General features: G+C 57.0%; 14 protein-coding genes. 12 read left to right on the top strand and 2 right to left on the bottom strand.

All coding sequences use genetic code 11. From position 1 onward, the window contains the following. Positions 1-12: 12 nt before the first annotated feature. Positions 13-1,293, top strand: a complete 1,281-nt coding sequence (locus QZ862_RS10235) for a glycosyltransferase (RefSeq protein ID WP_296099562.1) — start codon at positions 13-15, stop codon at positions 1,291-1,293. Positions 1,294-1,365: 72 nt separating this feature from the next. After that, positions 1,366-3,183, top strand: coding sequence for an alpha/beta fold hydrolase (locus tag QZ862_RS10230; RefSeq protein WP_296099558.1), 1,818 nt, complete (start codon positions 1,366-1,368; stop codon positions 3,181-3,183). Between the two features lie 129 nt (positions 3,184-3,312). Here the strand turns inward: QZ862_RS10230 and secA are convergent, their stop codons facing one another. After that, positions 3,313-6,030, bottom strand: a complete 2,718-nt coding sequence (gene secA / locus QZ862_RS10225; protein ID WP_296099555.1) for a preprotein translocase subunit SecA — start codon at positions 6,028-6,030, stop codon at positions 3,313-3,315. Positions 6,031-6,272: 242 nt separating this feature from the next. Here secA and QZ862_RS10220 point away from each other — a divergent pair, with 242 nt between their 5' ends. From QZ862_RS10220 to QZ862_RS10195, 6 genes are all read left to right on the top strand, one after another. Further along, the gene (locus QZ862_RS10220) at positions 6,273-7,136 is read left to right on the top strand and encodes a peptidylprolyl isomerase (RefSeq protein WP_296081344.1); all 864 of its coding nucleotides are present in this window, start codon (positions 6,273-6,275) and stop codon (positions 7,134-7,136) included. A 73-nt stretch (positions 7,137-7,209) separates the two neighbouring features. Further along, positions 7,210-8,451 (top strand): bifunctional glutamate N-acetyltransferase/amino-acid acetyltransferase ArgJ, encoded by a 1,242-nt coding sequence (gene argJ, locus QZ862_RS10215; protein ID WP_296020619.1) that lies wholly within the window; start codon positions 7,210-7,212, stop codon positions 8,449-8,451. Between the two features lie 18 nt (positions 8,452-8,469). Beyond that, positions 8,470-9,240, top strand: a complete 771-nt coding sequence (locus QZ862_RS10210; protein ID WP_296020621.1) for a GNAT family N-acetyltransferase — start codon at positions 8,470-8,472, stop codon at positions 9,238-9,240. Next, complete coding sequence (gene mutT, locus QZ862_RS10205; protein WP_296099552.1) at positions 9,240-9,653, top strand: 8-oxo-dGTP diphosphatase MutT; 414 nt, start codon at positions 9,240-9,242, stop codon at positions 9,651-9,653. Before QZ862_RS10210 ends, mutT begins: the two co-directional genes overlap by 1 nt. A gap of 142 nt (positions 9,654-9,795) precedes the next feature. Continuing rightward, the gene (locus QZ862_RS10200) at positions 9,796-10,113 is read left to right on the top strand and encodes a hypothetical protein (protein WP_296020626.1); all 318 of its coding nucleotides are present in this window, start codon (positions 9,796-9,798) and stop codon (positions 10,111-10,113) included. A 167-nt stretch (positions 10,114-10,280) separates the two neighbouring features. Continuing rightward, the gene (locus tag QZ862_RS10195) at positions 10,281-10,511 is read left to right on the top strand and encodes a Flp family type IVb pilin (RefSeq protein WP_296099549.1); all 231 of its coding nucleotides are present in this window, start codon (positions 10,281-10,283) and stop codon (positions 10,509-10,511) included. 107 nt (positions 10,512-10,618) lie between these two features. Here the strand turns inward: QZ862_RS10195 and QZ862_RS10190 are convergent, their stop codons facing one another. Further along, a complete protein-coding gene (locus QZ862_RS10190) occupies positions 10,619-11,500 on the bottom strand; it encodes a methyltransferase domain-containing protein (protein ID WP_296077447.1) in 882 nt (293 codons plus the stop codon). A gap of 80 nt (positions 11,501-11,580) precedes the next feature. Here QZ862_RS10190 and QZ862_RS10185 point away from each other — a divergent pair, with 80 nt between their 5' ends. The 4 genes from QZ862_RS10185 to QZ862_RS10170 are packed head-to-tail and all read left to right on the top strand — an operon-like array spanning position 11,581 to position 13,959. Further along, positions 11,581-12,336 (top strand): ComF family protein, encoded by a 756-nt coding sequence (locus QZ862_RS10185; protein ID WP_296020630.1) that lies wholly within the window; start codon positions 11,581-11,583, stop codon positions 12,334-12,336. A 44-nt stretch (positions 12,337-12,380) separates the two neighbouring features. Then, entirely contained in the window at positions 12,381-12,635 is a 255-nt protein-coding gene (gene grxC / locus QZ862_RS10180; protein ID WP_296020633.1) for a glutaredoxin 3, read from the top strand. Between the two features lie 38 nt (positions 12,636-12,673). Further along, the gene (locus QZ862_RS10175) at positions 12,674-13,534 is read left to right on the top strand and encodes a carbon-nitrogen hydrolase family protein (RefSeq protein WP_296020635.1); all 861 of its coding nucleotides are present in this window, start codon (positions 12,674-12,676) and stop codon (positions 13,532-13,534) included. Then, entirely contained in the window at positions 13,531-13,959 is a 429-nt protein-coding gene (locus QZ862_RS10170) for a DUF1178 family protein (RefSeq protein WP_296020637.1), read from the top strand. The genes QZ862_RS10175 and QZ862_RS10170 overlap by 4 nt, the downstream gene beginning before the upstream one ends. Positions 13,960-14,089: the final 130 nt, after the last annotated feature.

Raw genomic sequence — 14,089 nt, 5'->3', positions numbered from 1 at the left:
GTGAACTAGTCGATGCGGATCTGTATCGTATCCCAGACATTCGCGCCCCAGGAAGAGGGCGGCGCAGAGATCGTCGCGCGTATGAGCGCCCAGGAGTTGTCGCGCCATCACGATGTTTTCGTGCTCTCGCTTGGTAAGCGCGGTGACAGACTGATGCCCACGGGTGAACGCGTCGGTGATGACGGTATTCGGGTGGTTCGGGTAAACTGGCGTAACAGCTATCTGCCCGAACACAAAAAGCCTTCCGTTGGTCGATTGGAAAAAGCCCGCTGGCACATCAAGGCATCCGTAGGCGCCGTCTCCGCCAGGGACGTCAAAGAGATATTAAAGCGTGAGCAGGTCGATCTGATCTATGCGCATAATTGCGCTCGCATGCAGCCGGCACTCTTCGAGGCTAGCCGCGAGCTCAATATTCCCATGTGCTTGCATCTTCATGATTACGCGCTGATTTGTCCTAAATCGAGCATGTTCAACGCCACGGGGAATTGTGAAAGTCCCTGCTTCAAGTGCCGAGTCCTGACATCGAGGTTGAAGTCCGACGGTGACGGCATGACCGTGATTGCCGTCAGCGACGCCTTGAAGCAAAGCTACCTGCGTGCGGGCGTTCTCGACAAGGCAACGTGGCATGTCCTTAGAAATGAGAACATAAGCAAAGCCAGGCTCCACCAACCGCTCATAGGTCGCGACGAGGCCAGGAGCGATGTCTTCACCTTCGGCTATCTCGGTGCGCTGGCGGAAGAGAAGGGTATCGAAGACCTGATACGCGCCTTCGTCACCATGCCGAACAGGAATTCCGCTCGGTTGATCGTTGCCGGCCGGGGGCGCGACGACTACGTTGCTCACCTGCGCTCCATCGCAGGCGATGCGCCCATCACCTTTTTGGGGTTCAGACCTCCCGAGGATGTCTATGGAGTGGCGGACGCGATCGTGCTTCCTTCTCACTGGCGGGAGCCACAAAGTCTTATCTTGATCGAGGCTGCTGTGTATGGTGTGCCCGTAATTGCGACCCGGCTCGGTGGAACGCCGGAGATCGTCGAAGAGATGAGCACCGGCTGGTGTTATGATCCGGGCATTCCAGACGCGCTATCGGATAAGATGGAAAAGGCATTATCCATCGGCCACCAAACATGGTGGGCTGAGCGCGATCATCTGTTTCCAGGTATTCGCAACTTCAAGGGTACGGCAGAAGACTCACGCTATTACGAAAGATTGAATGCGCTTCTTCTGAAGACGCAAAGACCTATCGCTCATCCCATGCAAGCATTTGTAAATGTTGCTCAAGAAAAACCATAGGTGCTTCAGGATTTCTTTAGCCGATTGTTCGATTTTAGCGCTGATGAGGTGGTGAAATAAGGGAAGTCGACCATGAATGCCGGTTTTTCGTTGGCCGATAGATCTTCGTCGGCAGAGCAGGCATCTGCTGACCATCCTGTCACATTCGCCAATACCGTCGGCCTTTACAGGCCACCAGATGCTGCATCGAACATGAACTCTGCGGATGTGGCTGTTCTGTTCCTGAGTTCGTGGGGGTTCGAAGAGCTCTGTGCGCGCAAGTTCTGGCGTTTGCTGGCCGCCGATCTGGCAAGCCAGGGCTTGGCAAGCATGCGGTTCGATTATCCCGGCACAGGCGATGCGCTCGACCCGCTTGATGAAAAACAGGGCCTCGATACCTGGCTCGACAGCATTCATGTAGCGGGGGCGACTCTTCGAGACCTATCCGGTGCTCGTCATCTTATCATCGTCGGCCACGGGCTTGGCGGCCTGCTGGCATGGAAGGCTGCTGAAACTTTGGAAAACGTGGCGGGGCTTGCGATGGCTGCCCCGGCTCTTTCCGGGCGCAACTGGCTTCGCGAGTTCGCGGCCTTGAGCCGTGTGGCCAATCCGGACGCCTTGCAGCATAAGGTGCCGTCCTCGGGCCCTGCGATGGGCGAGCAGGTTTTTCCACACGCCGTCGCGGAGAGGCTTCGAGCGCTCAACATATCGTCTCCCGCCGAGGCGCCTTCTTCCGAGATCTTCCTTTTGAAACAGGACAATCGCCCGGCGGATGCGCAGTTTGAGTTACACCTTTCGAAGCTCGGAGTAACTCTTCATGCAGAGGTCTTTCCGAACTACAATGAGTTCGTGCGCGACGTGCTGTTTTCCGTTCCGTCGAAGAAAGCCATTGGATCGATCACGCGTTGGTCGGTTCAGGTTGCATCGAAGTATGCTGCAGAAACCGTGCTACCGCAGAGGGATCAAAGCTCACGCATACCTCCTGCCCAACCATTGGATGCCGATGGGTTTCGAGAAAGACCAGTGCGGTTTGGCGAAAAGGACCGTCTTTACGGCATTCTCTGCGAGCCTCTTTGCCGGCGACGCGGTGCGACGGTGATCGTCGCGCCGACCGGCTATGAGCGCATGTCCGGCTGGGGCCGGATTTCCGCGCAACTTTGCCGAAATCTCGCTCGGGAAGGGATCGCATCATTCCGGTTTGATATGGCAAATGTGGCCGACAGTCCTTGCGTGCCGGGTGCGCCCGAGCAAGTGCTGTATCGTAAAGATCAACTGAGAGACGTAAGCGCTGCCATCGACTTTCTCGAGCGGGAAAAGCTTCTTCCTGTCGTCGTCAGCGGTCGTTGCAGTGGCGCCTGGACTGCATTCAAGAGCGGCGTGATGGATAAGCGCGTCAGCGGTATCGTGCCAGTCAATGCCTTCGATTTCTACATCCCGGAAGACATCAACGTGGATGACTTCCTACGTTCCACGCGGCAATCGCTGTCCGGCTATGGCTCGAAGCTTCTCAGCGGATCGCTGTGGAAGCGCGTTCTCAAGGGGGAGGTGCGTGTTTTCCGTGGTCTATTCAATCTCAGCGTCACGCTCCTCAAGAAGGCCTTGGCATTCCTCACGCCGCTTGCAGTGAAATATCCGTATTTTTCCAAGCGCCACCGTTCTCTCAATGACGATTTTGCCTCCCTTCGCGCCAACCAAACAAAGGTGACGCTGATCTACACTCAAGGTGACGTCGGCATGAGCATGCTGGAGAGTAATTTCGGTGCTGGAGCACGTTTGTTGAGTGGTCAATATGGCGATCCGAAAATCGTTCTCATTTCGGATGCGGACCACAACCTCACGACGGCTGAGGCGCGCAGGGAATGGACCCGCGAACTCATGATCCTTGCGCTTCAGTTCCAGCCACAAGCTTGAGGGCTTGGTGGGATTTTTCCTGACATCGCGCGCCGCAGCGACCCCATCGATTTATCCTCGAGACGAATAAAAAAGCGCGGCACCCGATGACCATCGGGTACCGCGCTTTGTATCTTATACTTGAAAAATTTACGCCTGTTCGAACACGCCGTGGCAGTGCTTGTATTTCTTGCCGGAACCACAAGGGCACGCCTCGTTGCGACCGACCTTGCCCCATGTGGCAGGATCGTTCGGATTGCGCTGCTCCGGCGGTACATAGATATCGGCACCGGCGGCTGAAGCGATGGCAAACTCGTCTTCGCCAGTGACGGGATCGAGATGATGCGCCGTCATTTCCGGCAGTTCGGCTGGCGCAGGTGTGTCAACCATAAGTTCCACGCGCATCAGCTGGGCAGTGACCGCTTCACGCAGGTTGGCGAGCAAGGCCTGGAAAAGCTCGAAGGCTTCAGCCTTGTATTCTTGAAGCGGGTCGCGCTGTGCATATCCACGGAAGCCGACGACGGAACGCAGGTGGTCGAGGTTGACGATGTGTTCGCGCCACAGATGATCGATCGTCTGCAGAATGACCGAGCGTTCGACATAGGTCATCACTTCAGGGCCGAAACGTTCGGCCTTGTCGGCCATGACCTTGTCCGCAGCCTCGGTGATGCGCTGAAGAATATCGTCTTCGGCAATTCCCTCTTCCTTGGCCCAGTCATCGAGCGGCAGGTCCAGATTGAGGGACTGCTGAACGCCAGCCTTCAGGCCCTCGATATCCCACTGTTCCGCGTAGGCATTTTCAGGAATGTGCTTGCCGACGAGCGCTTCGATCACTTCGTTGCGCATGTCCGCTGCGGTTTCGCCGATATTGTCGGCTTCCATCAGTTCGAGGCGCTGTTCGAAAATGACCTTACGCTGATCGTTCAAGACGTCGTCGTATTTCAACAGGTTCTTACGCGTTTCGAAGTTACGGGCTTCGACCTTCTTCTGCGCGCGCTCGAGAGCCTTGTTGATCCAAGGATGGACGATTGCTTCGCCCTCCTTCAGGCCGAGCTTCTGCAGCATCGAATCCATACGGTCGGAGCCGAAGATGCGCATCAGGTCGTCCTGGAGCGACAAGTAGAACTTGGAGCGTCCTGGGTCACCCTGGCGACCGGAACGGCCACGCAGCTGGTTGTCGATACGGCGGCTTTCGTGGCGCTCGGTAGCGATGACGTATAGACCGCCACCCGCAAGCGCCTTTTCCTTCAGAACCTTGATTTCTTCGCGGATCGCCTGCTCCTTGGCATCGCGCTCCGGTCCAAGCTCCATGCCCTCCAGCTCGCGCTCAAGGCGCATGTCGACATTGCCGCCGAGCTGAATATCCGTACCACGGCCGGCCATGTTGGTCGCGATGGTCACAGCACCCGGCACGCCCGCCTGCGAGACGATGTAGGCTTCCTGCTCATGGTAGCGAGCGTTCAGAACCTGGAAGTTCTCAAACCCGGTCTGGCGCAGCATGGTCGCAAGCAGTTCGGACTTTTCGATCGAGGTGGTGCCGACGAGAACCGGCTGATTGCGCTCATGCGCTGCACGGATCTCTTCGATGATCGCCTTGAACTTTTCTTCGCCGGTCCGGTAGACCTCGTCGTCTTCGTCGATACGCTGAATAGGCAGGTTGGTCGGAACTTCGACCACGTCGAGGCCGTAAATATTGTTGAATTCTTCCGCTTCCGTTGAGGCCGTACCGGTCATGCCAGCAAGCTTTGAATACATGCGGAAATAGTTCTGGAAGGTGACGGAAGACAGCGTCTGGTTTTCCGGCTGGATCTGCACCTTTTCCTTGGCTTCAAGCGCCTGGTGCTGACCTTCGGAGTAACGGCGGCCCGGCATCATTCGACCGGTGAACTCGTCGATGATGACGATCTCGCCATTGCGGACGATATAGTCCTTGTCACGCTGGAAGAGCTTGTGGGCCTTCAGAGCATTGTTGATGTGGTGAACGATCGCGACGTTTTCGACGTCATAGAGCGATTCACCCTTAAGAAGTCCTGCCTGGCGCAGAAGATTTTCGAGCTTCTCTGTGCCTTCCTCGGAGAAGTTTGCCGAACGCTGCTTCTCATCGATTTCATAATCGTCTGGTGTCAGCATCGGGATGAAGGCGTCGATCGTGTTGTAGAGATCGGAGCGGTCATCCAGCGGGCCGGAAATGATCAGCGGCGTGCGCGCTTCGTCAACAAGGATGGAGTCGACTTCGTCGACGATGGCGTAGTTGTGGCCGCGCTGGACCATCTGCGCCTTGTCGTACTTCATATTGTCGCGAAGATAATCGAAGCCGAGTTCGTTGTTCGTCGCGTAAGTAATGTCGCAGGCGTAAGCTGCGCGGCGCTCGTCGTCGTCCAGACCATGAACGATCACGCCGGTGGTCAGGCCGAGGAAGCCATAAAGGCGTCCCATGATGCTGGCGTCACGCTTGGCGAGGTAGTCGTTGACGGTCACCACATGCACGCCCTTGCCGGCAAGCGCATTGAGATAAACGGCTAGCGTTGCCACCAGCGTCTTACCTTCACCGGTCTTCATCTCGGCAATGGCGCCCTCGTTCAGGATCATACCGCCGGTCAACTGAACGTCGAAGGGGCGCATGCCGAGCACGCGACGCGACGCCTCACGCGCAACGGCGAAAGCCGGGATGAGAAGACTATCCAGCGTTTTGCCTTGGGCGAGCTGCTGGCGGAATTCCACGGTCTTTGCCGCGAGCGCCTCATCAGAGAGCGCCTTGGTCTGCTCTTCGAGAGCGGCAATGGCAGCGATATTGGAGCGATAGGAACGAACGCGACGATCGTTTGACGAGCCAAACAATTTGCGGGCGATTCCGCCGAGACTGACCATCCAACTGGCCCTTTCTGAAATTTCGTTTCGTCGGGCGATTTTTGTCCGTCATCGGCAATAACGCACAAATGACGAACGACACCCCGAAACGCATCTGGACGCGAGATTGCGTGACAGATAAGAGGGGGGGCAAATGATGTCAACGGTTCTGCCCGTTACAGAATGGCCACATTCCGGTGTTTGGAAGATTTTTCAGCCGGGAAACCACGTCTGGAGCCGGCTTTGTCTCCGAAAGGTTCAATATGTTGCGCTACAATAGAATCGCTGCTGCTGTGATCGTGGCTGGTCTTGGTCTGCACCTCCCTGCTTTTGCGGCTGAAGACGCCGTGGTCGCCAAGGTGGGCGATCTCGAGATTCGTCAGTCGGAACTCGAGCTGGCTATGAACAGCCTCGATTCACAGCTGGCCCAGCTTCCCGATGAGCAGAAGAAGGTCGCTGCTCTTTCCAGCGCCATCGAGGTGAAGCTCCTGGTCAAGCAGGCGACTGCCGAAGGACTGGACAAGACCGACGACTTCAAGAAGCGCATGGCCTTCCTCTCCGACCGTGAATTGCACGGCGCTTATTTCCGCAAGCACGTTGCCGACTCCATCACGGACGCCGAAGTGAAGGCACGTTACGACAAGGAAGTCGCAGCCCTGCCGAAGGAAGAGGAAGTCAAGGCCGCTCACATTCTGGTTGCGACCGAAGAGGAAGCCAAGGACGTGATCAAGCAGCTCGACGCAGGCAAGGATTTTGCCGCGTTGGCGAAGGAGAAGTCGACCGATTCCAATAAGGACGATGGCGGCGATCTCGGTTGGTTCGGCAAGGGCCGCATGGTTCCGGAATTCGAAGAGGCGGCATTCAAGCTCGAAAAGGGCGCCTATACCAAGGAGCCGGTCAAATCGGAATTCGGCTTCCACGTCATCAAGGTCGAAGACAAGCGGGTCACGCCTCCGCCTGCATTCGAACAGGTCGAGCCGCAGGTCCGTCAACTGGTGATGCGTGACAAGTATTTCGCGCTGATCAAAAAGGAGAAGGCCGAGCAGAAGGTCGAAATCTCCGACGAGACGCTTCGCAAGGAGTATGATGAGGCGTCCAAGAAGCAGGACGAGCAGCTTCAGCAGTAAGCGTATTACATCAGGGCGGCGCAAAGCCGCCCTTTTTCCGTGTTAATTTCTTTCTTTGATGCAGGTCGATTTCATGTCCGCTGCCGTTTCCCCACTTGCCCCGAAATCCTATCCTGAGATGCCAGCCATCCGCGGTGTGCGCATGGCGACGGCCGCTGCTGGCATCAAGTACAAGAACCGTACAGACGTGCTTTTGATGGTGTTCGATCAACCTGCGTCGGTTGCTGGCGTCTTTACCAAGTCTCGTTGCCCATCCGCTCCTGTCGATTATTGCCGCGCCAACCTTTCTGGCGGCGTCGCGCGCGCCGTCGTGGTCAATTCCGGTAACGCCAACGCCTTCACCGGCAAAAAGGGCAAGGCGGCAACTGAACTCACCGGCCAGTCTGCTGCAGCCGCTGTAGGCTGCAACGAAAGCGAAGTCTTTCTGGCCTCCACCGGTGTCATCGGCGAGCCATTGGATGCGTCCAAGTTTGCCGGTGTACTGAGTCAGATGAATGCCGATGCTAATGGCGACTTCTGGCTTGAGGCTGCCAAGGCCATCATGACGACGGACACCTATCCGAAGGTTGCGACCCGCACTGCAGAGATCGGCGGTGTTACGGTCACGATCAACGGCATCGCCAAGGGCGCGGGCATGATCGCACCGGACATGGCGACCATGCTCTCCTACGTCGTCACAGATGCCGATATCGCTTCTGCGGCGCTACAATCGCTTCTCTCTGCCGGTGTCGAACCCACCTTCAATTCGGTGACCGTCGACAGCGACACCTCCACATCCGATACGCTGATGCTGTTTGCCACAGGCGCAGCTGCCTCGGACGGGCAGGCACGCATCGAAAGCGCAAATGATCCGAAACTCGACGCTTTCCGCACTGCCCTCCACGATCTACTGAAAGATCTGGCCCTACAGGTCGTGCGCGATGGCGAAGGCGCGCGCAAGATGGTCGAGGTTAGCGTCGTGGGAGCTGAAAGCGACACTGCGGCCAAGAAGATCGCACTTTCGATTGCCAACTCCCCGCTGGTCAAAACCGCAGTTGCGGGAGAAGACGCCAATTGGGGCCGGGTCGTCATGGCCGTCGGGAAATCTGGCGAGCTGGCCGACCGTGACCGGTTGGCGATCTGGTTCGGGCATGTGCGCGTTGCCGTCGATGGCGAGCGTGATCCGTCCTATTCCGAAGCCGAGGCGTCTGCCGTCATGAAGCAGCAAGACATTTCCGTGAAGGTGGATATCGGACTTGGCAACGGCAAGGCGACCGTTTGGACTTGCGACCTCACCAAGGAATATGTCGAAATCAACGGCGACTACCGGAGCTAAACGGTGGAGGCCACACCGATGCATAACAGTGCCGTCAATCTGCCGCTGGTACGCCGTCTCGAGGCCGTGAGTTTTCGCGCCTGGCCTGCGTCGTCGGTCACGTATGACGGCAGCTGGCAGGTCCGGCTCACGGGCTCGCACCCTTCCAAGCGCATCAATTGCGTTGTCCCATTGGATCCTTCCGACTACGGCAATTGCGATCTGCGGCTGGAAAAAGCGCGTCGCCGCTTCGAGGATTTCGGCAGACCTCTCATCATCCGCGAAACCACCCTGATGCCCGCGCAGTTGAGAGCCCATCTCTACGATAACGGCTGGACCGTTTTCGAAGAGGTCAAGGTGATGACGGCGGATCTCGTCAACGCGGAGCTACCGGAGGCGCTGGCCCACTTACCAAGCCATGATATCGGCAGGTTCGTGGAAGCTAGCCTCAGGGTGAGTGGCGACGATCCCTCACTGCGATCGGCGATTGCCGAGATCGTCAGTTCCATCAAACCCAATCTGGGTCTCTTCATCAAGGAAGAGGTCGAAGGCGACCCTCATGCGACCGTTATCTGTGTTCAAGACAACGATCTGGCAGGTGTGCTTTCGCTTGAGGTTGCAAGTGCGGCCCGTCGCATGGGTGTCGGCCGTGAAATCTTGACATCGGCGCTTCGCTGGGCGCGTATCAGCGGGGCGAAGACCGCGTGGTTGCAGGTGGGCGCGACCAATGTGGCAGCCCTCGGACTCTATCAGACATTCGGCTTTGAAGAGGCTTATACCTATCGCTACTGGGGCAAGGACGCGTCGTGATGGATCAGGCGGTCAAAAAAATCCTGCTTGTAGCGGCCTGCGCTTTGCTCGATCAGGACGGACGCATTCTTCTTGCGCAGAGGCCACAGGGCAAATCGCTCGCGGGGCTTTGGGAATTTCCGGGCGGCAAGGTCGAGCAGGGCGAAACGCCTGAAGAAACGCTCGTGCGTGAACTCGACGAAGAACTGGGCATCACCACCAAGATCGCCTGTCTTGCGCCGTTGACGTTTGCAAGCCACACCTACGAAACATTCCATCTGCTGATGCCGCTTTATGTCTGCCGCCGATATGAAGGGATCCCGCATGGCCGCGAAGGGCAAAACGTGAAATGGGTGAAGCCTCAAGCGTTACGCGATTATCCTATGCCGCCCGCCGACGAACCTCTGATCCCTTACCTTCAGGATCTCCTTTAAAATTCCTGTGAATAAGCGAGAATCCGACCGCTTTCAGCGTCTCTTACGTACCGAAACGGCACGGCATTAACCTATCGTTTAGCAAGCTCTGGCAAATTTCAAGGCTGACGATTTGGTAAATGGCGCGTAGCGAGGCCGAGTTATGAATGAGGATTTCTGGAAAACCGTTGAGGACCGCCAGTCCTATTCCGCCAAGTCACGCCGGATCGGCGTTTTGAATGTTGCACTTCTGTTTGGAATGGTGGCCATCGCGCTTTCACTGATCGTGACGCCCATGCTGGCCGGGAAAACTCCGTCTGCCCGCTTTGCGCAGGTGCCTGACAATGTCGATATGATCAGCACCGGCTCTATCAAGCGGGGCGATCAGCCAACGAGCTACAGTATTCGTCGCAGCATCACTCAGCCTACACCAGGCTCTGTCTGCATTGTGGATGGTTATTCCAGCGGCCGCGACTGCTGATCGCCTGAAACAGGTTCGCCAGCAATAAAATCGCCACGTTCTCATCAATATCCGATTAACCTTGCATCGTAATGCTTGCGTTTGGGCGTCGCTGGCGGTGTACAACCGTAGCGTAGTAACGAAATAAACATTTTATCTGCGCATAGTCATGGCCATGTCTACTCGAGATGCTGCACGGCATCTGCTTGGCAAGGATTTTCGATTTGCACGGGCAAAATATTATTTGGCGTTATTTACAGAAATTCATTGCTGGTAATAGCGGAGCGACAGCGATAGAATACGGCATGATTGTCGGCCTGATTGCCGGCGTTATTATTTTGGCTGTGGGAAACATCGGAAATAGGCTGGAAACGATCCTTAATGTCATTCGAGATGCCTTGGTGGGTGCTGCCGGCTGAGACGGATGAGATTTGCCGAGTGTAGGGTCAGACCAAAACTGTAGCGCGCAGCGCGTCCCGTTGGCGGCAAAAAGGACGCTCTATTCTTTTGAATTCACGCTCGTATTTCAGGATTGGTCCAAGTTCTTACCCTTGAGCACATCGGCAAGGCGAACATTGGCGGAACCAGGTTTCAGTGGCTTCTGCTGGCTTTCATGCGGCGCCCAGCCTGACATGTAGATGATCGAGAACGTAGCTCTGATGCGGCCATCGGCATCGCTGTATCGTTGCGCATAGATTTCGGCGGCGCGCATGAAGAAGAGGCGGGTCAGCGGTGTTCGGCTGCGCCCGAGCAGCGGATTTGCCATTCCCATGGCGCGCAAGTCTCTCATAAGCGGGAAGATGGAATCGTAGCGCACCGTATAGGTTTCCGTATCCGTCACAGGCAAGGCGAAACCTGCACGTTGCAACAGGGCACCGATGTCTCGCACATCCGCAAAAGGGATGACGCGCGGGCTTGCGCCTCCAAGCAACTCCGCTTCCGTAGCGAGAAGGACGTCCCGAAGCTCCTGTAAGGTTCCGCTGCCGGGAAGGGCGGCCAGAAACAAGCCGTCCGGTTTCAGCGCCTTACGGATCTGGATCAGCGTGCCGGGCGTGTCATTCGTCAGGTGCAGGGAGAGCGGTGAAATGACGAGGTTGCTGGAGGCGGGCTCGAGCGCCAAATCTTCGAGGGATGCGACTTTTGCACTCCCATCGTCTGGCAGAAAATCGCGGCTGGTCTCAATGCGGGTTATCGAGCCGACCTTGCCGGTTTCCAGGACGCGCCGTGCGGTGATGCCTGTTGCGCCATGTAGTTCGATCGCGCTGTCGAAATGGCGCTCGACGATGGCAATACGTTCGGCAATTTCGGTTGCGGCAATATCGAGCAGGAAATGTGCTTGACGATCTCCAAGCCGCCATGCGCGGTGGCGATGTCGTTCGATAAGCGCCGGGTCAAAGAGAATATCCATGGGGAACCTGTCAAAACTTTGCTGTCGCAGAGGCACCCCTTTCCCATTAATGTCAAGCATAGAGGGGAAGGAACACGATGATGCCAAGGCAGATTGTCATGCAGCCACTGCGCAGGCTGCTTCGTCTCATCGGCGACTTCATTTATCCACCGGCCTGCGCCGGTTGCAGTCGTGCCACAGGTGGCGCCGGGGCTTTCTGTTTTCAATGCTGGTCCGAGATCAAGTTCATTGAGCGACCCTATTGTGAGGTCTTGGGGACGCCCTTCATCTACGATCACGGTGAAGGTATGGTCAGCGCGGAAGCCATATCCGATCCACCGAGTTTTGATCGTCTGCGCTCCGCCACCATCCACGAAGGTCCGGCGCGCAGGCTCGTTCATCAGTTGAAGTATCAGGATCGTACCGATCTTGCGGAGTTGATGGCTATGTGGATGGCTAGGGCAGGTGGCGAGGCACTCTGTGAATGCGATTGCATTCTTCCGGTTCCGCTTCATCGTTGGCGCTTTTTCTCCCGCCGGTTCAACCAGTCCGCCGAACTCGCGCGCCATCTCGCCGCAATATCCGGCAAGCCTTATCTCCCCGCGACGCTGATCCGTGTGAAGTCGACGACCCGCCAGGTTGGACTTTCTGCCGTTGCGCGCAGGAATAATGTCAAGGGAGCCTTCGCGGTTTCGCCGGGCAGTGAGGTCGATATTCTCGGCAAGCGCGTTATTCTCGTCGATGATGTCTATACGACGGGCGCCACCGTCTCGGCGGCGGCAAAACGGTTGAAAAAATCCGGCGCGACAGATGTGACGGTTTTGACCTTTGCAAGGGCTATATCCGGGCCTATATGACATGCCAATTGACGTCTCAGGCACCATTGTGGAGGTTCAGATACATGGCATCCGTAACGATTTATACGCGCGATTTCTGCGGTTATTGCGCTCGCGCCAAGGCTTTGTTGCAAAGCAAGAACGTGAACTTCACCGAATATAATGCGACCGAGAACGCTCAGTATCGTCAGGAGATGATGGATAAATCCGGCCGGAACACCTTTCCGCAGATTTTTATTGGTGACCAGCATGTGGGCGGTTGCGACGACCTCCACGCGCTTGATCGGGATGGGAAGCTCGATCCGCTTCTTGCAGCATAACATTCGATTAAATGCGAAATGACATTGGGAAGAGAGACATGAGCTTCAAGGCCGCTGCAATTCAGATGTGCTCGGGAACAGACCCGAAAAAGAACGCTGAAGCTATGGAGAGGCTAGTGCGGGAGGCGGTGGCCCAAGGCGCCGTCTATGTGCAGACGCCGGAGATGACCGGTGCGCTACAGCGCGATCGGACCGCGCTGCAGGCCGTCCTCAAAGATGAGGCGTGCGACATCATCGTTGCCACGGCCGCCCGCCTTTCTCGCGAACTCGGTATCTACGTCCATGTTGGCTCCACCGCGATTGCCCGTCCCGATGGCAAGATCGCCAATCGCGGATTTCTCTTCGCGCCCGATGGCGGTCGCATCTGCACCTATGACAAGATCCATATGTTCGATGTCGATCTCGATAATGGCGAAAGCTGGCGCGAAAGCGCGACCTATCATCCCGGTGAAGCGGCGAGGATTGCTGAACTGCCTTTGGCGACGTTCGGCTTCGCGATCTGCTACGACGTGCGTTTTCCAACGCTCTTCCGTGCGGAGGCAGTGGCCGGCGCTCAGGTCCTGACCGTTCCCGCAGCCTTCACCAAACAAACCGGTGAAGCGCACTGGGAAATTCTCTTGCGCGCCCGCGCTATCGAGAACGGGGCATTTGTGATTGCCGCTGCTCAAGGGGGAACGCATGAAGACGGGCGTGAAACGTTTGGTCACTCGATGATCATCGATCCGTGGGGCAAGGTTCTGGCAGCCGCAGGCGGCTCTGGCGAGGAGGTCATTCTGGCCGATATCGATCCTGAGGAGGTCGCAGCCGTCCGAGGCAAGATCCCAAATCTGAAGAATGCCCGCGATTTCCAGCTCGACACGGTGGCTTCAGGCGCGCGCTCCCGGAGTAATTTTGCTTGATACGCTACTCGCTGACCTGTGACCATGCGCATGCCTTTGAGGGATGGTTCTCCGGCAGCGCTGATTTCGACAGCCAGGTCGAACGCGGGCTGATCGAGTGCCCAGTATGCAACTCGCGCACTGTGACCAAGACGCTAATGGCCCCTTCCGTCGCAACCGCGCGCAAGAGGGATGCTATGCGGACGCTTGCCATGGACACCGCGCAACGGGAAGTCCTGGCAAAGATTAGGGAAGCCGTCGCCGCTGTTCGGGCCAATGCCGAAGATGTTGGCGACAAATTCCCCGAAGAAGCCCGCAAGATCCATTACGGAGAAGCGCAAGAGCGCGGCATTATCGGTCAGGCATCACTCGAAGATGCCAAGGCGCTTTTGGAGGAGGGGATAGAGGTCGCGCCTCTCCCCCTGCTGCCTGACGATGTGAACTAAGACGCTTCTCGTCGACTTTAACTTGCCGATCGAGCTTATACCTTTGTCGCCCGTCTGCAACAGCGTAATGGTGTCTCGTTGAAGCAATGGTCTAGGACCAAGCTATGCCCGAATTCCACCGGAGGCTGAG

This window comes from uncultured Agrobacterium sp. (genome assembly GCA_913777615.1).
GTDB lineage: Bacteria > Pseudomonadota > Alphaproteobacteria > Rhizobiales > Rhizobiaceae > Agrobacterium.
Note: the sequence above shows the minus strand (reverse complement) of the source record. Positions and strands in the feature narration are given on the sequence as shown.